The organism is Mesorhizobium sp. ESP-6-2 (assembly GCF_020164675.1).
GTDB lineage: Bacteria > Pseudomonadota > Alphaproteobacteria > Rhizobiales > Rhizobiaceae > Mesorhizobium.
In genome coordinates this window covers 608,274-627,337 of record NZ_JAIUGT010000001.1, presented here as the reverse complement: position 1 = coordinate 627,337, position 19,064 = coordinate 608,274, and the positions used below count along the sequence as shown (strand labels likewise).

The window sequence follows — 19,064 nt, the reverse complement described above, 5'->3', positions numbered from 1 at the left end:
CGTGGCGGGCGTTCTTGGTTTCGAGACGGGTGATGAAAATATCGAAGCGATTGGGCATCGTCCGGTCAGTGCTCCGTCGTGCTGTCGGGTTCGTTGTCGGGTAGCTTGATCTCTGGTGGCGGGCGGCGCGCGGGCCCCTGCTTGCCGTCTGTGGTGGCGGGCGGTTTCCCGTCTCCTTGCGCGGCAAAGCGCTTGCGGCCTGCATAGTAGGGCTCGAAAGCGTCCTGTATGGTCAGTCTGTCCATCCTGTCCTCCCGGGGGAATCAGGGGCTAAATCTGCGAAAGACGGTTTCGTTCCCTACTGTGGCGAAGGAATGGCGCTCGCCTTGCATTACAGCGGCTTTTGCAACCCGGCGCGGGCCGTGCCAAACAGGGCGGATGATTTCGGAACGTCCTTCGCGGCTCCATCTGGACGCGGGCGCGCCGCTGACGGAGAAGGCACCGGTGACTGGCGAGACAGGCAAGCGCAGCTATGTGATCGGGCAGACCGAGATTACCGCCCGGCCGCTCGAACCGGCGCTCTACCTGGTGGCGACGCCGATCGGCAATCTCGCCGACATCACGCTGCGCGCGCTTGAGACGCTGGCCGCTGCCGACATGGTCGCCTGCGAGGACACGCGCGTGTCGCGCGTGCTGCTCGACCGCTACGGCATCCGCCGCCGCACCACGGCCTATCACGAGCATAATGCCGGCGAGGCCGGTCCAAAATTGATAGCGGCGCTCCAGTCGGGGCAGAGCGTGGCCCTGATCTCGGATGCCGGCACGCCGCTGGTTTCCGATCCCGGCTACCGGCTGGTCGGCGAGGCGCTCGACCAGGGCATTCGCGTCGTGCCCATCCCCGGTCCGTCCGCGCCGCTTGCCGCGCTCACCGCATCCGGCCTGCCTTCGGATGCCTTCCTGTTCGCCGGCTTCCTGCCGGTCAAGGCGGGGCAGCGACTGGCGCGGCTGGAAGCGCTGAAAGCGGTGCCGGCGACGCTGATCTTCTTCGAATCGCCGCGCCGGCTGGCCGAGTCTCTCGGCGCGATGGTCGAGGCGCTTGGCGGCGAGCGCAAGGCAGCGATCGGCAGGGAATTGACCAAGACCTTCGAGGAAATGCGCACCGGCACGCTGCGGGCGCTGGCCGACCACTATGCGGCGGCCGATACGCCGAAGGGCGAGATCGTGGTGTGCGTCGGTCCGGCCGAAGCCAGGGCGGAGGAGCCGGCCGATATCGACCGGCTGCTGTTGTCGCTCGCCGCCGAAATGCCGGCCTCCAAGGCGGCCGGCGAAGCGGCAAAAATGACCGGCGGCCAGAAGCAGGCGCTTTACCGACGGCTGCTGGAACTCAGGGATGCCTGTGGAGAGGACCGTGGCTAGGCTCCCGAGCGTCAGCCGTCAAAAAGCCTACCGGCGCGGCCATCGCGGCGAATGGCTGGCGGCGGCGGTGCTGGTGCTGAAGGGCTACCGGATCCTGGCGCGCCGTCACCGCACGCGGTTCGGCGAGATCGATCTGATCGCACGGCGGGGCGACCTGGTGCTGTTCGTCGAGGTCAAGGCCCGCCGCACGCTGATGGAGGCAATGGAGGCGATCGCCCACGAATCGGAACGCCGCATCGAAGGCGCCGCCGACATCTGGCTGTCGCGCCAGCCGGATTACGGCAGGCTGTCGATGCGGTTCGACATGATCGCCGTGCTGCCATGGCGCTGGCCGGTGCATGTCCCGAACGCGTTTTACGGACGCAATTGAGGGCTGCTTCGCTGGCGTTCAGCATTCGACGGGCCATTCGCCCGCGCCAAGTGCTGCGATCGCCGCGATTATGCGCCGGAACGCTTCGGCGGCGACCGGCACGGTGGTGCGGGCGCGCAGGAAACTGTGCACGAGGCGCTTCTCCTCGTGCCAGCTCGCTCTGCCGCCGGCGGCCAGGATGCGATCGCGATAGGCCTCGCCATCCGACGACAGCGGGTCGCATTCGGCGGTAATGACGACGGTGGGCGGCAGGCCGGAGAAGTCGGCGGCGCGCAGGGGCGAGAAGGTCGGATCATCCGGCGCCTGTCTCTTGGCCGAGCGGACGTCGCGGTAGAAGGCGATGTCGCCGACCGACAGCAGCGGCGCCTCGGCATGCTCGATATAGGAGCGGGCAGCCTCGTCGCCGCCGAGGCCGGGATAGATCAGCACCTGGCCGGTCGGCCTCTTCGCGTGAGCGCGCGTCGCGTGACTGACCGCCGCCGCCAGATTGCCGCCGGCGCTCTCGCCGCACAGAAGCAGTGGCCCGCTCGCCGTGGCCGCCGCCCATTCGAAGGCGGCCAGAGCGTCGTCGAAGGCGGCGGGATGAAGATGTTCGGGCGCCAGCCGGTAGTCTACCGAGAGCACCGCAAAGCCGGTGCCGGCGCAGATCTCGGCGCAGATGTCGTCATGGCTGTCGAGCCCGCCCAGGATGAAGCCGCCGCCATGGTAATAAAGCACCGTGGCCCGCGCGGCCGTGCCTGCCATCCGGTATTGCCGCACCGCGATGTCGCGGCCGGGGGCGGCGATGAGGCCGTCGCTGGCCGTCACCCCCGGCGGATAGGGCTGGCGAAGCGCCCGGCACATCCTGTCATAGATCGCGCGCTGCTTGGCGATCGGCAGGTCGATCGTCTCGGGCGGATACCAGGCGTTGATGCCGTCTATATAGGCCCACAGCGCGGGGTCGAGCAGCGTCGCGTATTTGCCGCGCCTGGTCGTTTCACTGCTGCCCACGGTTTCGGAAGGCATTGCCTCAAAGCTCGCTGTAAAGCCTGGCCGCGTTTTCAAAGCTGAAGCGCAGCGGCACCGAGCCCTCGACCTGCCAGACGGCGACGCTCTCGCCGGCCAGCAGCCGGCAGGCGCCTTCGGTGTCGGTGACGGCGCCGCCATAGAGCCGGTTGGCGAGATTGAGGATGCCGGTCTGGTGCATGGCGGCACTGCCGCTGCCGCAGGCGTCCTTGACCAGCAGCACGCGAAAACCGCGCGCCACGGCGTCCTTCACGGTGGCATCGATGCAGGCCTCGGTCCACACGCCCGATATGACCAGCCATTCGATGCCGGAAGTCTTGAGCCGATCGGCGGCCGGCCCGGCGCGGAAGGCGCTGGCCTCGGCCTTGATCAGCAGCGTCTCGCCATCGGCCGGCGCCACCTCACGGCAGATCTCGGTCAGCGGATCGCTCTTGTCGGAGAAGGCCGACTTGCCGTCGGCTCCAACGGGATGGAAGGGGCGGTCCTGGCTGTCGAGATCGACGATGTAGGCCCAGTGGTAAAGCGGCACATGGTTCTGCCGCGCCGCCGCCTGCAGGCGCTGGACATTGGCGAGGATTTTTTCAAAACCCTCGACGAGATAGCGAGTATCCTGCCGGTGCTCTTCCTGCAGGTCGATGAAGACAGCGGCCACGCTGCCGCGCCTGATGGAGAGCGGGGCTTTCATGCGGATGGGCCTGGGTTGGGGGCCGACGCTGCTCCGTATCGTACGTTTGCGCAAGCGGTGGTGATTGACCGAAGCGTCCCCACCTTCGTCATCCCAGGGCGAAGCAGCCGCGGAGCGGCGTCGCGGAGACCCTGGGATCCATGCCGTGACCTCGATCGAGGGATGCAGCGGAGCAGAACTTGGACCGTTGCGGCGCTGAGACGTCGCGGCATGGATCCTAGGGTCTGCGCCGCGTCGCTGCGCTCCTTGCTTCGCCCTAGGATGACGAAGCGATGGGCGTCGCGGCTAGTCCAGACGGCTTGCGATGCCCCACTGAGGCGCGCAACCACCATCAAACCCGCCCCTCCAAAAACTCATCCTCATAGGGGAAACGCGACAGAAGCTCCGTCCCCGTCTCGGTGATCAGGATTTCGTCCTCCAGCTTGACGCCCTCGCGGCCGCCCTTCTCGCCGATATAGCTTTCCACGCTCACCACCATGCCTGGCACGATATGGCCGTCGCGGCCATAGGTTTCGTAGTCCATGGCGTGCGCGATGAAGGGTGTTTCGCCATGCATGCCGACGCCGTGCATGACCGAAGTGTAGCGCTGGTCGACGAAGCGGTCGGGGATTTTCCACGCCTTCTCGGCGATCTCGCGGAAGGCCATGCCTGGCTTCACGATGGAGATGTTGTGCTGAACCTGGTCGTGCGCCATGCGGTAGAGCGACTTCTGGTAAGGGGTCGGCTTGCCCGGACCGCAGCGGAAGGTGCGGGAAAAGTCCGAATAATAGCCATAGCAGCCGATCGTGTCGGTATCGAGCGCCAGCAATTCGCCGGGCCTGATCTTGCGGCCGCTGGCCTCGTTGAACCAGGGGTTGGTGCGCTGGCCGGAGGTGAGCAGCCGCGTCTCGATGAACTCGCCGCCCTGGCGGATGACCTCACCATACATGATGGCGAACAGCTCGTTTTCGGAGACACCGGGCTTGATCGCCTCGCGCACCGCATAGACGGCGGCTTCGGCGCCGGCCATGGACGCCTGCAGGCATTTGACTTCCTCCGGCGTCTTGACGGCGCGCACGGCCAGGATCTCGCCCTGGCAATCCCTGACCTCGCAGCCGCGTTTTTCCAGCGCCAGCGCCTGCAGATGGCTGCAGCGGTCGAGGCCGAGCTTCATCGAGCCGCCGCCATGCTTTTTCAGGAGTTCTGCAATCTCATCGGCGAAGGGGCCGGCGGTCTCGTCGTCGCGGCCCGACACCGATGACCAGACCAGCTTGGACGGACGCGCCTCGTCGATCGTGTCGAGCACCATGGAGACATGGTAGCTCTGCGGATATTCGAACAGCACGATCGGCCCTTCGGTCGGGATGAAGAAGTAGCGGGTCGAATTGCGCAGGAAATAGCCGAACATGTTGCGCGAGCCGGTGGCGTAGCGCTGGTTATAGGGATCGAACAGCACGACGCCGCCATATCCGGCCTCACGCATCCAGCCGCGCAGCCTGGCCAGCCGGCCTTTACGAAGCGCGTCGGCATCGATGAAGGACGGCTCGGTGTCGGACAGCCACATGCCGCCCGCCGGATCGGCCGCCGCGGGATGGCGCATACGGTCCTTGAAGTCGACGTCTTCAGTGCTGTCGGGGTCGAATACGACGATGCTCATGGGGCTGACCTTGGGTGGTTTGCAAGATCAGACCATGGCGCAGGCGGTAACGAGGGATTGTGCGGAAAACCGCGCTTGTTGTGCAAGATGCCGCTGGGGTAATAAGAGATGCGGGTGCCAAGCGCCCCCCTCTGCCCTGCCGGGCATCTCCCCCTCAAGTGGGGAGATTGGCAGCTTTTGACCTCGTCGCTTCTTCGCTGAACATTGGCGAAAGCTGTTGTGACGTTCGATTCCCCCTTGAGGGGAGATGTCTGGCAGGACAGAGGGGGGCGCTGCCCGCCAACGTCTCTCAGCGCCAGCAGGACCTCTAATGCCGTCGCGCCAGCTTCGGAGGATGGCCATGCTCCTCCCGAAAGGCGCGCGCAAAGCTCGACATCGAGGCAAAGCCGCAGGCGAGCGCCACGTCGCGCACGGCCAGCGTCGAGTGTGCCAGGAGATCGGCGGCGCGTTTCAGCCTGAGCCGCCGGTAATAGCCGTTGGGCGAGATGGCGAGTTCGGAGCGGAAGGAGCGTTCGAGCTTGTCGGAGGAGACGCCGAGCCTGGCCGTCAGCTCCGCCATGCCGAGCCGCTCCTCCACAGCGTCCTCCATGATGGCGATGGCCGACAGCACCAGCTCGTTCCGCACGCCGGTGCGGAGGCGCAGCGGCATCAGCTTGCGGTCGACGCTGGAGCGCAGCTGGCTGTGCACGAACCATTCGGCGACGCCGGCCGCAAGCTCGGCGCCGTAGTCGCGGGTGATGATCTCCAGCATCATGTCGAGGCTGCCGACGCCGCCGGCCGACGTAAAACGCTTGCGGTCGATGACATAGAGGTCGCGTCTTAGCTCGACGTCGGGAAAGGCCTCGGTGAAGGCGGCCTGACTGGTCCAGTGCAAGGTGCAGGCATGGCCGTCGAGCAGGCCCGCGCGAGCAAGAAAGAACGCCGCGTCCGCCACCGCGCCGATATGGGCGCCACCCCGCAAGCTGCGGCGGATCCAGCTTGCCGCATCCTCGGCGACGAGATGATCGGCGTCGCCGCCCGAGCAGACGACGATGCGGTCGACCTTTGGCGCATCCTCGGCATAGAACCCCGGCTGGATGACGACGCCGTTCGACGCCTCGACCGTGCCTTTCGTGCCGCCCACGATGATCCAGCGATAGCATTCCCGCTTCGCCAGAATGTTGGCGGCGCGCAGCGGCTCGATGACCGAGCTGAACGCCATCATCGGAAAGCCGGGGAACACCAGCACCGCGAAGGTGAGGGGGGTGTCGGCGGATTTTGGGGGTTCGCGCGTGGCCATAGGCGCTACATCTCGGGCAGATGGGATTTGGGGTCAACGGGGTTGTGGCTGGCTTTTCTGCGACGTTGGCGCCGCCCCTCATCCGCCTGCCGGCACCCTCTCCCCGTATAGTGACGGGGAGAAGGGAGATACCGCAACCCCGGCTCCCTCTTGCCGCCGTTGATAGGGGAGAGGATGCCGGCAGGCAGGTGAGGGCAGCGCTGGCTTTGGAGACTGGCTCGTCTCAGCGGGAGCGCCGCCGTTCAGCCCCCCAGCGCCTGCTCCAGATCCGCGATCAGATCGTCGCCATCCTCGATGCCCGCCGACAGCCGCACCAGCGAATCCGATATGCCGATCTCTTCGCGCTTCTCCGCCGGGATCGATCCATGCGTCATCAGCGCCGGATGCTCGATCAGGCTCTCCACGCCGCCGAGGCTTTCGGCCAGCGTGAACAATTGCGTGCGTTCGAGGAAGCGTTTCGTGCCGGCGAGGTCGCGGTCGAGCACGGCTGATATCATGCCGCCGAACGCATGCATCTGCTGGACGGCGACGGCATGCTGCGGATGGCTGGCCAGACCGGGATATATGACCCGGCGCACATCCTTGCGGGCCTCCAGCCACTGCGCGATCTTGAGGCCATTCGACGAGTGCCGCTCCATCCTGAGCGCCAATGTCTTGAGGCCGCGCAGGGCGAGAAAACTGTCGAACGGGCCCGAAATGGCACCGATGGCGTTCTGCAGGAATTTCAGGCGATCGGCCAAATCCTTGTTGTCGCCGACAACAGCCACGCCGCCGACCATGTCGGAATGGCCGTTGAGGTACTTCGTCGTCGAATGCACCACGATGTCGATGCCGAGCTCCAGCGGCCGCTGCAAGTAGGGGCTGCAGAAGGTGTTGTCGGCGACCGAGAGGATGCCCTTGCGCCTTGCAAGGGCCGCGACGCCTTCGAGGTCGACGATGCGCAGCAGCGGGTTGGTCGGCGTCTCGACCCAGAGCATTTTCGTCTCCGGGCGGATCGCCGCCTCTATAACCCCAAGGTCGGTGCAGTCGACGAAGCTCACCTTGAGATCGGCCGAGCGCTTGCGCACCCGCTCCATCAGCCGGAAGGAGCCGCCATAGATGTCGTCGGTGGCGACGATATGGGCCCCGGCATCGAGCAGTTCCAGCACGGTGGCGATCGCCGCCAGCCCCGAGGCGAAGGCGAAGGCAGCCGAGCCGCTTTCGAGATCGGCCACCGCGCGCTCGAAGGCAAAGCGCGTCGGGTTCTGGCTGCGGGCATATTCAAAGCCCTTGTGCACGCCGGGCGACTGCTGGCCATAGGTCGAGGTGGCGTAGATCGGCACCATCACCGCTCCGGTCAGGGGATCGTGGCTCTGGCCGCCATGGATGGTGCGGGTGGAGAAGGCCAGGCGGTTCTTTCCGGATGCGGTCATCGTGCACGGCGCCTCAAATGGTTGATCAGGTCGATGCGGGTTATCAGGCCGACGAACTCGTCGCCGTCGAAGATGATGGCGACCTCGTTGCGGTCGAATACCGGCAGCAGCGCGTCCAGCGTCTGGCTGGCCTGCAAAGTATGCAGATTGGAGGTCATCGCCGTGCGCACCGGCGCGTTGAAGCGCTCCCAGCGGCCCTCATAGGGGCCGTCGACCGTTGCCAGAATGTCGCTCTCGTCGACGATGCCGACCAGCTTGCCGTCGTCGAGCACCGGCAGCTGCGAGACATCGGAGCGGCGCATGCGGCCATAGGCGTTGAGCAGGCTTTCGTCCGGACCGACATAGACGGTGTCGCCGGTGCGGTGCGTGCGCATGACGAGGTCGCGCAGGTCGCCATGCTGCTCGTGCTCGGCCAACCCCTGTTCGGCGAGCCAGAAATCGTCGAACACTTTCGACAGATATTTGTTGCCGCTGTCGCAGACGAAGGTGACGACGCGCTTCGGCGACGTCTGTTCGCGGCAATAGCGCAAGGCGGCCGACAGCAGCGTGCCCGAAGACGAGCCAGCCAGTATGCCTTCCCGGGACAGGAGATCGCGCACCGCCAGCATGCTCTGCTTGTCCGATATGGAATAGGCCTTCTTGACCAGCGACAGCTCGGCATTGGGCGGCACGAAGTCCTCGCCGATGCCTTCCACCGTCCAGCTGCCCGCCTCCACCATCTTGCCGGTCTTGATCAGCGGCGCCAGCACCGAGCCGACCGGATCGGCCAGCACCATTTCCGTCTTCGGCGATGCCTTGGCGAAGAACCGGCCAAGCCCGGTCAGCGTGCCGCCGGAGCCGACGCCGACCACCACCGCGTCGACATCGCCGTCGAGCTGCGAAAAGATTTCCGGACCGGTGGTGGTTTCATGCGCCTCAGGGTTGGCCGGATTGGCGAACTGGTTGGCGTAGAAGGCGCCGGGCAGCTCGGCCGCGATCTTTTCGGCCATGTCCTGGTAATATTCGGGGTGGCCCTTGCCGACATCGGAGCGCGTCATGCGCACTTCCGCGCCCAGTGCGCGCAGGTGCTGGATCTTCTCGCGCGACATCTTGTCGGGCACGACCAGAATGATGCGGTAGCCCTTGGGGATGCCGACCTGCGCGAGGCCCAGGCCGGTATTGCCGGCCGTCGCCTCGACGATCGTGCCGCCCTGCTTCAGCCTGCCCTCCTTCTCGGCCGCCGCGATCATCGACAGCGCGATACGGTCCTTGATCGAGCCGCCGGGATTCTGGCTTTCGAGCTTGATGAACAGCCGGCACTTGCCGGTGTCGAATTGGGTCAGCTCGACCACGGGGGTCTGGCCGATCAGGTCGAGCACCGATCCGTAAGGCGGCCGCAGGCGCGACATTGCATTTTCCGAAGCGGCGCTTTCCAAAGGGGCGCTATCCGAGGGCGCGATCTTGTGCCTGCTCATATCGATGCTCCATGATCAAGCGGCCGCCTCGGGCAGGGCGGCAGCGTATCCTCTTTTCCAGCCCTTTGCAGTGGGAAAGAAGATAGATCGTGCCAATCGACCGGCCAGATGGAGAATGAAATTCCGGGGCGGGCGCGCAGTGGCTGCAGGGCTGTGGGGCACGCCCCCTCTGGCCTGCCGTACAGCGCCGACGTCAACACTTTACCCCAGCAGCTGCTTGCTCAGCCTCGCGCATTGGACGCGAATATCCGGGATGGCGTCGATCTCGAAGAAGGTGCCTCTGGTCAGCGGGCCGACGGCGAGGATTTTCCTGGACACCGTGCCGTCGCCGGCGATGATCTCGCAATTGGCCGTCACGTCGAGGCCGATGCGCAGCGGGTCCGGCCGCGCCAGGGAGCGGTCGACCAGCGAGCGCACGACACTGTTCGACGAGGCCGAGATGTCCCGGACGATGCCGGAGCAATCATAGATGCGGGCGACCTCGAATCTCTCCAGCCGCTTGGTGTGGCGCGACTGGACCTGGACCGTGAACTCGCCGCCCGCCGCGATGTCGACGACACGGCCGGCAACGAGGCGGATGCGGCCGGACTGCACGGCTTGCGTGACGCGGGAGTGGACCTCGGGCGCCATGCGGTGGCGGTGGATGTCCCACCACGCCTTCGTGTGCTCGACGAAACGGCGCTTGGCGGAGGCCGGCCAGTTCTGCCAGATCTTCTGGTTGAACGGGCGCAGGCCGTCGACGACATCGCGCCAGTCGATGCCGGCCTTCTGGTTTTCGCGGATCAGGTCGCGGAACCAGCCGACGAAATAGGAAAGCTGGGTGCCGAGCGGGATGTCGGCGACGTCGAGCTTGATCGGATTGCCCTTGCGGTGCGGCGAGGGCAGCAGGCCGCGCCGCGACACCGCGACGATCTCCGCGCGGTGGCCGCGCTGTTCGAGCGCCAGGAATGCGTCGACCATGCTGAGGCCGGTGCCCAGCACCATGACGCTCCGGTCGGGATCGAGCGCGGTGTCGGCCTCCGATCCCATCCGAACCGCATGGCCTTGCCCCATGGCCGGCACCTCGTCATGGCCGGTGGCGAGCACCGCCAGATGCGCGACGACGCTGGTGCCGTTGGCGAGCGCCACTTCGACCCCCGAGGCCGTGGGCGAGATCGACAGGCTTTCCTCATGGATCAGCCGGAGGCGTCCGGTCTCCCTCTCGCGCGCCTCGAGATCGTCCAGCAATTCGCCGAGATAGCGGGCATAGATGCTGCGCGGCGCGTAGACCGGCGCCTGCTCCGGCGTTGCCAGGCCGCGTTCCAGCAACCAGCGCCAGAAATTGCCGGGATCGTCGGCATAGGCGCTCATGCCGGCGGCGCTGACGTTCAGCACATGCGCGGAGAGCAATGTGGAATAGGCGATGCCCTGGCCGAAATGCGGGCGCTTCTCGACCAGCGTGACGCGAAGGTCGGGATTGGGCTGTCTCAGCAGATGCGCGGCGAGCACGACGCCGCTGGCGCCGCCGCCGACGATGATGATCGAGTTGCCGCGGCCGCTCATGCCAGCCCCGTGCGACGCGCCGGCGTCAGGCCTTCACCGCAACCGGCAGATCGTTGCCCACGACCGAAAGGTCGTCGAGGCCCCTTGCGACCCCAAGGTCGTCGAGGCCGATGTCGCGCATCTCGGCGAGGCTGCGCTGGTCGAGCACCTCGGCGATCGCTTGCCGGACTTCCAGCATCAGATGTCGGACCTGGCATGTCGCCTCGTTACAGTCTTCGCAACGCTGGTACTGGGTACGGCTGGCGCAAGGGATCGGCGCCAGCGGGCCGTCGAGCACACGCACGACATGGCCGACCCTGATTTCCTCCGGCGGCCGCGCCAGGCGATAGCCGCCATCCTTGCCTTTGCGGCTCTGCACGAAACCGGCATTGCGCAGTTCGCCCAGAATGGCGTCGAGAAACTTCTTCGGGATGTTGTTGCCGGTCGCGATGTCGTTGACGAAGGCAAGCTGCCCGGCCGGCATCCGCGCCAGGTGGACGAGCGCCTTGAGGCCGTACTTGCCTTTCTTGGTGAGCATGATCCGAACGTTTCTCTGTCATGCGACGGCTCGCGGCCATCCGTTGCGAAACGCCTGGCGTGCCTCCCGCCGCGCTCAAGCATCCACGAGAGATAAATTCTAGGGACATGATATACAAGCCAATCGCGATTGATCTTGCTTGATTTTCAAGCCATTGCGGCCATTTTGGACCTGACTTGTGACGCCGGGGACACAAAACTTGGCGCGACGGCCTGAGACTGGTGCCACCAGCGATCGCCGCGGTACCTATGGGTATCACCTCTCATCGTCGTCTCCAAGTCTCTATGTCGATAAGTTTACTATACTTAAACGCGAACGAGCGGAACATGTTTTTGAATTCCAATCCATCTGAAGCATGGATTTGCCTTTCAGGCGGCTGCAGCGTGAATTCTCGTTCGCGATCGGAGGCGCCGAGCTTCCCGAACGATGATCTCTCTTGAAGCGCCATCGCCGCCAAATCCGCCTGGGGATCTCGGCACCGGCGCCGCCCTTGCCGCGGCCATTAATCGTCGGCGTGCCGGTGGGGCTGGCCATCGGCATCAGGACCATCGGCCGTGGCGTCTTCGATCCGCTGCTCGAGTTCCTGCGATCGATCCCGCCGCTCGCCTATATGCCGCTGGTCGTCATCTGGTTCGGCATCGGCGAGCCGTCGAAGATTCTTGTCATCGCCATCGCCATGCTGGCGGTTCGCCTTGCGGATTGCGTCGGTCCGGGCCGCTTGCGTGTTCGTCCTTTCGGACAAAGGCCACGGACCTGCTCTCACTCCCCCACCCGACCGGCCGGCTTTGACCTCATCTTATGCGGCCTGATTTGCCGCTCTGCGCTATCTGCCGCCGGCCCCACCATTGCCACCCGTTCCTCCAGTACCGCCGGTGCCAGCAGCGCCTCCGGTGCCTCCCGTGCCGCCATTGCCGAACAAGCCGCCGGCGCTGCCTCCGGTCCCGCCAGTGCCACTGCCGGACAAGCCTCCGGTGCCTCCGGACCCTAGCACGCCGCCCGTGCCACCTGCGCCACCATTGCCGAACAAGCCGCCAGCGCTGCCGCCAGTGCCACCACTGCCGGACAAGCCTCCGGTGCCTCCGGACCCCGGCACGCCGCCTGTGCCACCTGCGCCACCATTGCCGAACAAGCCGCCAGCGCTGCCCCCTGAGCCTCCGGTACCTCCGGCGCTGCCAGTGCCTCCAGTTCCTCCGGTGCCACCACTGCCGGACAATCCTCCGGTGCTTCCGGACCCTGGCGCGCCGCCCGTGCCGCCCGTGCCACCATTGCCGGACAAGCCGCCAGCGCTGCCCCCCGAGCCTCCGGTACCTCCAGTACCTCCAGTACTGGTGCCGCCGTCACCGGACACGCTTCCAGCGTTGCCTCCTGTACCGCCATTGCTGCCCGTAGCTCCGGACCCTGGCGCGCCGCCACTGCCTCCGGTGCCACCCACGCCGCTCGAGCCCTCCGCGCCTTGGCCACCGGTACTGCCTCCGCGATCTCCGACGCGGCTACTCCCGGCGGAGCCGCCAGCCCATGGAGAACGCTCGCTCGGCTTGGTATTTGACGCCGTCAATATGCAAATCCCGTCGGCGTGCATCTGCGGGATAGATGAGCCAGGTACCGAAGCGCAAAGCGTTTCGAACTGGGCTCTGCTGATCAACATCTCACGCGCGGATAGTTCCGCGTGAGCGTTAGTCGGCAGGATAGGCGAAATTCCAAGCAATATCGCCGCACCAATCGCCCAGTCCTTCGGAAGTTTGCTTGCCATCGCCATCGGAAACTCCAACTAACCGGCCTATATAAAAGCAATACCTAACATAGATGGTGCATTATACATCGACAAAGGACTTATCGGAGACTCAACTGCGCGAACGGTTCGCCCACACCAGGCCGGCGAGACCGAGCAGCATGACGACGATGCCGATGGTGAGCCATTGCGACTGGCCGGTCATGAAGCTGCCGCCGATCGCGCCGATGCCTTGCAGCGACCACAGCGCGCCGACGGCCACCACAATCAACGCCAGCAAATTTTTGGTCAGTCTCATTGCCGGATTCTTCTTCCCAAGTTGATCGGTTGCATCGCCGCCGTCGCGATGAAAAAGGCAAAGGAATCGGGTCAAGCGCAACACCTTCTACTAGGTTGTTGCCGCTCGATCTTGTCAAACAAGACATGGATGTCGACTGGAACATCATCGTGACTTGATCGCGGATCACCGAAAAATCACTGACAGACTGTTACCGGGCGACTCTAAACGTGTGCCGATGCCATGGAACTGCCAGATGATTGCCGCATTTCGTGCCTTATTGTCTCCGTAACGGCTGGGGTCTGTCAAAAACGGAGCCATCCCCCAGATATGAATAACAACAACCGGACCGCGCTTGTCGCGGGGACGATCGCTGCTGGCCTGATGGTCGGCGCCTCGGCCACTCCAGCCGCCGCCGCCCAGTGCGGCCGCGCTTCCTGGTACGCCCTGCACTCGCGCACCGCATCGGGCGAACGCATGAACCCATCGGCGATGACCGCCGCGCATCGCACCCTGCCTTTCGGCACCAAGCTGCGGGTAACCAACAAGAACAACGGCCGCAGCGTCGTGGTGCGCATCAACGATCGCGGCCCCTTCATCCGGGGACGCGTGCTCGACCTGTCGAAGGGCGCGGCCGGCCAGCTCGGCTTCATCGGTTCGGGCCATACCGCGGTCTGCATGGCGCGCGTCTGACCACGTTGCCCGGCCGAGGGGCCGGGCCGCCTGGCGGGCCTTCGCACCTGCACAATGCGCCGGCTTGTACCGTCCGAGGCTGATTTCCAACGCTTTGGACCAAGAATGCGTATAGATCACGCCCTGTGACGTATTGCATCGCAGCAATTAGTTGTTAACTTCCCCGCGAGACAGTTAGGGCCAGGCGCTGCTCGCCGCCCCTTCGGTCGCAGGCCGCAGCGGGGTAAACGGATGTTCTACCAGCTCTATGAAATGAACCACGCCGCCCTGCAGCCGGCACGCCTCTATGCCGATGCGGTGCGGCTGTTCTACTCCAACCCGCTCAATCCGTTCTCGCACACCTCATGGGGCCGCTCGATCGCGGCGGGCGCCGAGCTGTTCGAGCGCACCACACGCCGCTACGGCAAGCCGCAATTCGGCCTCGACAAGACGGTGGTCGACTGGAAGAGCGTGGCAGTGACCGAGAAGACCGTCTGGTCGCGGCCGTTCTGCAATTTGGTGCGTTTCGAGCGCGCCGTGCCTGCCGGACGGCGGCGCGATCCGAAGCTGCTGATCGTGGCGCCGATGTCGGGCCACTATGCGACGCTGCTGCGCGGCACCGTCGAAGCCATGCTGCCGCATGCCGACGTGCACATCACCGACTGGATCGACGCTCGCATGGTGCCGCTGGCCGACGGCCAATTCGATCTCGACGACTATATCGACTACATCATCGAGATGCTGCACACGCTGGGCCCCGACACGCATGTGATGGCGGTGTGCCAGCCTTCCGTGCCGGTGCTGGCGGCCGTGGCGCTGATGGAAAGCAAGGGCGACCCCTTCGTCCCTTCGACGATGACCCTGATGGGCGGGCCGATCGACACGCGCCGCAACCCGACCGCGGTCAACCTTCTGGCCGAGGAGAAGGGCATCGACTGGTTCCGCGACAATGTCGTCATGCGCGCGCCCTGGCCGGTGCCGGGCTTCGGCCGCGAAGTCTATCCAGGCTTCCTGCAGCTTTCGGGCTTCATGAGCATGAACCTCGACCGCCACATCATCGCCCACAAGGACTTCTTCATGCACCTTGTGAAGCATGACGGCGACAGCGCCGAGAAGCACCGCGACTTCTACGACGAGTATCTGGCGGTGATGGACCTGACGGCGGAGTTCTACCTGCAGACGGTCGACACGGTGTTTGTCCGCCATGCCTTGCCCAAGGGCGAGATGACGCATCGCGGCACGCCGATCGATCCCTCGGCCATCCGCAATGTCGCGCTGTTCACGGTGGAGGGCGAGAACGACGACATTTCGGGCCTCGGCCAGACGCGGGCGGCGCACGATCTGTGCGTCAACATTCCCGCCGACAGGAAGGCGCATTACATGCAGCCCGCGGTCGGCCACTACGGCGTCTTCAACGGCTCGCGCTTCCGGTCCGAGATCGTGCCGCGCATCGTCGACTTCATCACCAGCTATGGCCGCCAGAACCGGGTCGCGGTGAAGCCGAAGCTGGTCCGCACCGCCAAAAGATAGGCAGCCGGCATTGCCGGCCCGATAGCGCCGGACAGGCCGGGCAGGCCTGTCGCACGGGTGCCGCTGCCATGCGTCTCGCGGGTAACCATGTCGCAAATCACCCAATCGTGGTAATTGACACGGACTGTAGATCGCCCTTAACCTTTCATTAATAACAAGGGCGAGCGGGGACAATGAATTCCTCACCAATGGCGCGAACGCTTCGTGCGTGCGCAGTAGCCGGACTGGCGACAATGATGGGAGGCTGGGTTGCGCCGGCCCTGGCGGCTGGAGCGATGACGACCGGCGGTATCGCGTCGCAACCGATCGGCCACTATGATTTCTGCAGGCTCAATGCCCGCGAATGCGCGATCCGTCCCGGCAATCTTGCGCCGGCCGCCATGACGGACAGGTTGTGGAGCAAGCTGGCCAAGGTCACCGCCAGGGTGAATGCCGCCGTCAAGCCGATGAGCGATATGGACATCTACGGCAAGGACGAGGTCTGGGCCTATCCCGCCAAGGGAGTCGGCGACTGCGAGGATTATGTGCTGGAAAAGCGGCGCCTGCTGTCCCGGATGGGCATATCGCTTGCCGATCTTCTCATCACCGTGGTGCGCAAACCCGATGGCGAAGGGCACTCGGTGCTGACGGTGCGCACCGACAAGGGCGACTATGTGCTCGACAATCTGACCGACAAGGTCAAGGCATGGGACCAGACCGGCTACCGCTTCCTCAAGCGGCAGGCGATCGACAACACCGGCCGCTGGGTCTCCATCCGCGGCGGCCAGCAGGTGCTGGTGGGGTCCGTGCAGTAGGACAGCGGCGGCTCCCTTGCTTCGTCATTCCCGGGCGGAGCAGGAGCGAAGCTCCGTCGCGGAGACCCATCAATGCGGTCCGCAGCGGTCCAAGACCGGGGTTCTTTTCACAGACATCGCCCGCCCTTTTTTTGCACCGTCGCGGCGCTCGCCGTTCGCGGCATGGAATCCTCGGGTCTGCGCCTCCGCTTCGCTTCCGCTGCGCCCGTGGATGATGAAAGCGGGGAGGCTTCGCGAACTATGCCGACCCGTGCCCGAGCGCTCGCCACGCACCTGCGAAAACTTTCTGCATCCCTCCGTGAACCATTTTCGGCCCGGCCGGCGACACACAGCCGTGAACCGAAACCAACCATGGAGACTTCAAATGACTGCTTTCCTGCGCAACACTCTTCTCGCCGCCGTCGCGGTGTCGGGCATGGCCGGATCCGCTTTGGCCGACCAGACCATTCCGAGCTGCGCCAACACCAACCTCAACGACCTGTGGAGCGGCCGCTGTTGCGGCGCCGCCGGCGCATCGGACTGCCTGGGTGGCGGCAATGGTGGCCGTGGCCATGGTGATCACGGCCGCGGCGGCAATGGCGGCAGCACGGCCGGCAAGAACTGATCTCATCACGGCTGCCCGCCGGCTGCTGCTGGCGGGCAGCGTTTTGCGATCGGGAGCTAATGCATGTCGCCCAAAAGTGACCTCGGTTTTGGGAGAACGACATGCATAAAAACAAAGACCTAAAGCGCGTCGCATGAATCCGTTTCGACGCGACGCGCTTTAGAGCCGCCGCGAGAGCCGGGCAAACCCGGCCTACCGCCGCCGCCCCAGCGCCGCCCGGATAGAGGCGGTTATGCCGCGCAGTTCCTCCTCGTCGAGCTTTTCGATGTTCTCGGCCAGGAGGTTGGCAAGCTCGGTCGCGGCCGGGCTCAGGCCCGACGTGTCGAGCCTGACGCGCGGATGCGAGCCTTCGGCCAGTCGCGCCAGTTCCTCGGCGTCGTCCCAGATGATGTTGAAATAACCAATGATCTTCTGGATCAACGTCCAGGTCGGCGCGCCGCGCCTTCCGTGCTCGAGCGCGGACAGATAGGCGGCGCTGACGCCGATGGCGGCGGCCATGTCCTTCTGGGTGACGCCGCGCTCGGCCCTCAGCGCCCGCAGCCTCTCGCCGAACGGGGTCACGACCCCATCCTCACGACCGGACCCGCCGCAGCCTGACATAGAGCGCGCCCGAGCCGCCATGATTGCGCGCGGCGTGGTCGTGACTGGAGACCAGCGGCCGGAACGCGGGCGTCGACAGCCAGGCCGGCACAGCGCGGCGCAGCACGCCGTCGCCGCCCGACGACGAGCCCTTGCCGGTGATGACCAGGACGTAACGGATGCCGCCGGCATGGGCGCGGCGCAGGAAGGAGAACAGCAGCGAATAGGCTTCGTCCTGCGTCATGCCGTGCAGGTCGACCCGGCCTTCGATGGGCAGCCGGCCTTTCGACAGCTTGTCCAGCGTCGGCTCGTCGAGCGCATGGGAGACATGCTGGGCCTTCGGCTTAGGCGCGCCGGCCGGACCGGCAACGGGCGGGGCTTTTTGCGTCGGCGCCGGCTTCGCCTCGATGCCGAAATCCGGAACGGGCACGGCGGCCTTGCCTTTCAGCGGCTTGGCCGTGCGCGCCACCAGGTTCCACAGCACCCGGTCGTCCTCGCTCAGCCTCTCGGTGCGGCCGGTCACGGCTTCGACCCCGAGACGAGCGGGCGCGGCACCAGCGCGTAGAAATCGGCCGGATTGCGCACCACGCCGGCGATCTCGCCGGCGGCGTCGCCCGAGCCGGCGAAGAGATCTCCGCGCGCCGGCCCGGTGATGGCGGAACCGGTGTCTTGCGCGATCATCAGGCGCCGGAACGGTTTTACCTCGAAAGCCGTCAGCGATGGCGCATCGACGTAAAAGGGCGTGCCGAATGTGTGCAGCAGCCGGTCGACGGCGATCGAGCGGCCCGGCGTCAGCGGCACCTTGGCGGCAGCGATCGGCCCGAGCGTTGCGTCCTCGACCGAGGCCTCACGGAAGAAGATATAGGAGCGGTTGCGCCACAGGATCTCGTCGACGCGGCCGGGATGCGCCCTGAACCAGGCGCGGATCGACTGCATCGTCACTTTTTCCAGCGGGATCTCGCCGAGTTCGCTCAACACCTTGCCGGGTCCGGTGAAGCGCTGGCCGGACTTGGCGGCATAGGTGACGCGGCACAGCCGGCCGTCGGTCATAAGAAGCCGCGCCGCGCCCTGCACATGGATGAAGAAGGCGTCGACCTTGTCGGCCAGCCAAGCGATTTCCAGGCCCTTGCCGGCGAGCGCGCCGCGCTCGATCGCGCCACGATCGAAATATTCGGCCGGCCCGTCCGGCGTCCGGCGCGCGAAAGCGAGATAGGGATCCATTGCGTCGGGCCGGTTGGCGTCGTCGATGTCGACGAGATCGGCGGGACGCGACAGCAGCGGCACGGCAAAACGCTCCGTGCGCACCGGCGAGGCCTCGACCTCCGGTTCGTAGAAGCCGGTGACGAGGCCGGCGCTGGTCTCCGGGCGCACCAGCATGGGGACGAAATGACGCTCGAAGAAGCGCCGCGCCTCCGACCGGCTGGCAGGAGGCGCCGCCCGCGCCTCGGCATAGGCACCGGCAAAGGCGTCAAAATCGACGCCGAGCGCGCCGCTGCGATAGGGCTTGGCCAGGACATGGAAGGCGGAGCGGCGAAAGGCTTCGAAGGCCGCCAGATGGTCGTCGTCATCCCAGCCGGGCAGAGCGCCGAAGGATCTTTCGCTGAATGCCTGATGGAAGGACAC

The 19,064-nt window shown here is 65.7% G+C and carries 20 protein-coding genes and 1 pseudogene; 7 read left to right on the top strand and 14 right to left on the bottom strand.

Annotation, left to right across the window (positions count from 1 at the left end; translation table 11 throughout):
* Positions 1 to 65: 65 nt before the first annotated feature.
* Positions 66 to 245, bottom strand: coding sequence for a hypothetical protein (locus LB532_RS03110; protein WP_140491829.1), 180 nt, complete (start codon positions 243 to 245; stop codon positions 66 to 68).
* 199 nt (positions 246 to 444) lie between these two features.
* Between LB532_RS03110 and rsmI the strand changes: the two genes are divergently transcribed.
* Together rsmI and LB532_RS03100 are read left to right on the top strand one after the other, a co-directional pair.
* Positions 445 to 1,356, top strand: coding sequence for a 16S rRNA (cytidine(1402)-2'-O)-methyltransferase (rsmI, locus tag LB532_RS03105; protein ID WP_181169340.1), 912 nt, complete (start codon positions 445 to 447; stop codon positions 1,354 to 1,356).
* Positions 1,349 to 1,726: a YraN family protein gene (locus LB532_RS03100; protein WP_181169341.1), complete on the top strand. Its 378-nt coding sequence runs from the start codon at positions 1,349 to 1,351 to the stop codon at positions 1,724 to 1,726. The genes rsmI and LB532_RS03100 overlap by 8 nt, the downstream gene beginning before the upstream one ends.
* Before the next feature lie 18 nt (positions 1,727 to 1,744).
* Here the strand turns inward: LB532_RS03100 and LB532_RS03095 are convergent, their stop codons facing one another.
* The 8 genes from LB532_RS03095 to LB532_RS03060 form a co-directional block, all read right to left on the bottom strand.
* A complete protein-coding gene (locus LB532_RS03095; protein WP_140639462.1) occupies positions 1,745 to 2,731 on the bottom strand; it encodes an alpha/beta hydrolase in 987 nt (328 codons plus the stop codon).
* Between the two features lie 4 nt (positions 2,732 to 2,735).
* Complete coding sequence (locus LB532_RS03090; RefSeq protein WP_140639463.1) at positions 2,736 to 3,416, bottom strand: isochorismatase family protein; 681 nt, start codon at positions 3,414 to 3,416, stop codon at positions 2,736 to 2,738.
* 331 nt (positions 3,417 to 3,747) lie between these two features.
* Positions 3,748 to 5,052 (bottom strand): M24 family metallopeptidase, encoded by a 1,305-nt coding sequence (locus LB532_RS03085; protein ID WP_140639465.1) that lies wholly within the window; start codon positions 5,050 to 5,052, stop codon positions 3,748 to 3,750.
* Between the two features lie 307 nt (positions 5,053 to 5,359).
* Positions 5,360 to 6,331, bottom strand: coding sequence for a GlxA family transcriptional regulator (locus LB532_RS03080; protein WP_140639466.1), 972 nt, complete (start codon positions 6,329 to 6,331; stop codon positions 5,360 to 5,362).
* Between the two features lie 242 nt (positions 6,332 to 6,573).
* Positions 6,574 to 7,743, bottom strand: coding sequence for a trans-sulfuration enzyme family protein (locus tag LB532_RS03075; RefSeq protein WP_140639467.1), 1,170 nt, complete (start codon positions 7,741 to 7,743; stop codon positions 6,574 to 6,576).
* Positions 7,740 to 9,197 (bottom strand): pyridoxal-phosphate dependent enzyme, encoded by a 1,458-nt coding sequence (locus LB532_RS03070; protein ID WP_140639468.1) that lies wholly within the window; start codon positions 9,195 to 9,197, stop codon positions 7,740 to 7,742. The genes LB532_RS03075 and LB532_RS03070 overlap by 4 nt, the downstream gene beginning before the upstream one ends.
* A gap of 201 nt (positions 9,198 to 9,398) precedes the next feature.
* On the bottom strand, positions 9,399 to 10,739 hold the full coding sequence (locus LB532_RS03065; protein WP_140639469.1) for an FAD/NAD(P)-binding protein: 1,341 nt from the start codon (positions 10,737 to 10,739) through the stop codon (positions 9,399 to 9,401).
* A 25-nt stretch (positions 10,740 to 10,764) separates the two neighbouring features.
* Positions 10,765 to 11,256, bottom strand: a complete 492-nt coding sequence (locus LB532_RS03060; protein ID WP_140639470.1) for an RrF2 family transcriptional regulator — start codon at positions 11,254 to 11,256, stop codon at positions 10,765 to 10,767.
* Positions 11,257 to 11,758: 502 nt separating this feature from the next.
* On the opposite strand from LB532_RS03060, the pseudogene LB532_RS03055 reads away from it, so the two are divergent.
* Positions 11,759 to 11,951, top strand: a pseudogene (locus tag LB532_RS03055) (taurine ABC transporter permease); the annotation flags it as partial.
* A gap of 289 nt (positions 11,952 to 12,240) precedes the next feature.
* Here the strand turns inward: LB532_RS03055 and LB532_RS03050 are convergent.
* Together LB532_RS03050 and LB532_RS03045 are read right to left on the bottom strand one after the other, a co-directional pair.
* Positions 12,241 to 12,633 (bottom strand): hypothetical protein, encoded by a 393-nt coding sequence (locus LB532_RS03050; protein ID WP_224556345.1) that lies wholly within the window; start codon positions 12,631 to 12,633, stop codon positions 12,241 to 12,243.
* 464 nt (positions 12,634 to 13,097) lie between these two features.
* Positions 13,098 to 13,283: a hypothetical protein gene (locus tag LB532_RS03045; RefSeq protein ID WP_181169343.1), complete on the bottom strand. Its 186-nt coding sequence runs from the start codon at positions 13,281 to 13,283 to the stop codon at positions 13,098 to 13,100.
* Between the two features lie 309 nt (positions 13,284 to 13,592).
* Here LB532_RS03045 and LB532_RS03040 point away from each other — a divergent pair, with 309 nt between their 5' ends.
* The 4 genes from LB532_RS03040 to LB532_RS03025 all read left to right on the top strand — a co-directional run bounded on the left by LB532_RS03040 (position 13,593) and on the right by LB532_RS03025 (position 16,862).
* Positions 13,593 to 13,955, top strand: a complete 363-nt coding sequence (locus LB532_RS03040; RefSeq protein WP_140639471.1) for a septal ring lytic transglycosylase RlpA family protein — start codon at positions 13,593 to 13,595, stop codon at positions 13,953 to 13,955.
* A gap of 231 nt (positions 13,956 to 14,186) precedes the next feature.
* Positions 14,187 to 15,464: a polyhydroxyalkanoate depolymerase gene (locus tag LB532_RS03035; RefSeq protein WP_140639472.1), complete on the top strand. Its 1,278-nt coding sequence runs from the start codon at positions 14,187 to 14,189 to the stop codon at positions 15,462 to 15,464.
* Between the two features lie 173 nt (positions 15,465 to 15,637).
* The gene (locus LB532_RS03030) at positions 15,638 to 16,258 is read left to right on the top strand and encodes a transglutaminase-like cysteine peptidase (protein ID WP_140639473.1); all 621 of its coding nucleotides are present in this window, start codon (positions 15,638 to 15,640) and stop codon (positions 16,256 to 16,258) included.
* A 364-nt stretch (positions 16,259 to 16,622) separates the two neighbouring features.
* A complete protein-coding gene (locus tag LB532_RS03025) occupies positions 16,623 to 16,862 on the top strand; it encodes a hypothetical protein (RefSeq protein WP_140524470.1) in 240 nt (79 codons plus the stop codon).
* Between the two features lie 192 nt (positions 16,863 to 17,054).
* On the opposite strand, the gene LB532_RS03020 is transcribed toward LB532_RS03025, so the two are convergent.
* Genes LB532_RS03020 through LB532_RS03010 form a run of 3 tightly spaced genes read right to left on the bottom strand, consistent with a single transcriptional unit; the run spans position 17,055 to position 19,064 of the window.
* Entirely contained in the window at positions 17,055 to 17,423 is a 369-nt protein-coding gene (locus tag LB532_RS03020; protein ID WP_140639474.1) for a helix-turn-helix domain-containing protein, read from the bottom strand.
* Positions 17,424 to 17,433: 10 nt separating this feature from the next.
* On the bottom strand, positions 17,434 to 17,964 hold the full coding sequence (locus tag LB532_RS03015; RefSeq protein WP_140639475.1) for a Smr/MutS family protein: 531 nt from the start codon (positions 17,962 to 17,964) through the stop codon (positions 17,434 to 17,436).
* A complete protein-coding gene (locus LB532_RS03010; protein ID WP_140639476.1) occupies positions 17,961 to 19,064 on the bottom strand; it encodes a murein transglycosylase A in 1,104 nt (367 codons plus the stop codon). The genes LB532_RS03015 and LB532_RS03010 overlap by 4 nt, the downstream gene beginning before the upstream one ends.

Excerpts from the sequence above, each read along its gene's own strand:
- LB532_RS03110 (WP_140491829.1), bottom strand. The coding sequence starts at position 245 with ATGGACAGACTGACCATACAGGACGCTTTCGAGCCCTACTATGCAGGC.
- LB532_RS03095 (WP_140639462.1), bottom strand. The coding sequence starts at position 2,731 with ATGCCTTCCGAAACCGTGGGCAGCAGTGAAACGACCAGGCGCGGCAAA.
- LB532_RS03090 (WP_140639463.1), bottom strand. The coding sequence starts at position 3,416 with ATGAAAGCCCCGCTCTCCATCAGGCGCGGCAGCGTGGCCGCTGTCTTC.
- LB532_RS03085 (WP_140639465.1), bottom strand. The coding sequence starts at position 5,052 with ATGAGCATCGTCGTATTCGACCCCGACAGCACTGAAGACGTCGACTTC.
- LB532_RS03080 (WP_140639466.1), bottom strand. The coding sequence starts at position 6,331 with ATGGCCACGCGCGAACCCCCAAAATCCGCCGACACCCCCCTCACCTTC.
- LB532_RS03075 (WP_140639467.1), bottom strand. The coding sequence starts at position 7,743 with ATGACCGCATCCGGAAAGAACCGCCTGGCCTTCTCCACCCGCACCATC.
- LB532_RS03070 (WP_140639468.1), bottom strand. The coding sequence starts at position 9,197 with ATGAGCAGGCACAAGATCGCGCCCTCGGATAGCGCCCCTTTGGAAAGC.
- LB532_RS03065 (WP_140639469.1), bottom strand. The coding sequence starts at position 10,739 with ATGAGCGGCCGCGGCAACTCGATCATCATCGTCGGCGGCGGCGCCAGC.
- LB532_RS03060 (WP_140639470.1), bottom strand. The coding sequence starts at position 11,256 with ATGCTCACCAAGAAAGGCAAGTACGGCCTCAAGGCGCTCGTCCACCTG.
- LB532_RS03050 (WP_224556345.1), bottom strand. The coding sequence starts at position 12,633 with ATGGCGGTACAGGAGGCAACGCTGGAAGCGTGTCCGGTGACGGCGGCA.
- LB532_RS03045 (WP_181169343.1), bottom strand. The coding sequence starts at position 13,283 with ATGAGACTGACCAAAAATTTGCTGGCGTTGATTGTGGTGGCCGTCGGC.
- LB532_RS03040 (WP_140639471.1), top strand. The coding sequence starts at position 13,593 with ATGAATAACAACAACCGGACCGCGCTTGTCGCGGGGACGATCGCTGCT.
- LB532_RS03035 (WP_140639472.1), top strand. The coding sequence starts at position 14,187 with ATGTTCTACCAGCTCTATGAAATGAACCACGCCGCCCTGCAGCCGGCA.
- LB532_RS03030 (WP_140639473.1), top strand. The coding sequence starts at position 15,638 with ATGAATTCCTCACCAATGGCGCGAACGCTTCGTGCGTGCGCAGTAGCC.
- LB532_RS03025 (WP_140524470.1), top strand. The coding sequence starts at position 16,623 with ATGACTGCTTTCCTGCGCAACACTCTTCTCGCCGCCGTCGCGGTGTCG.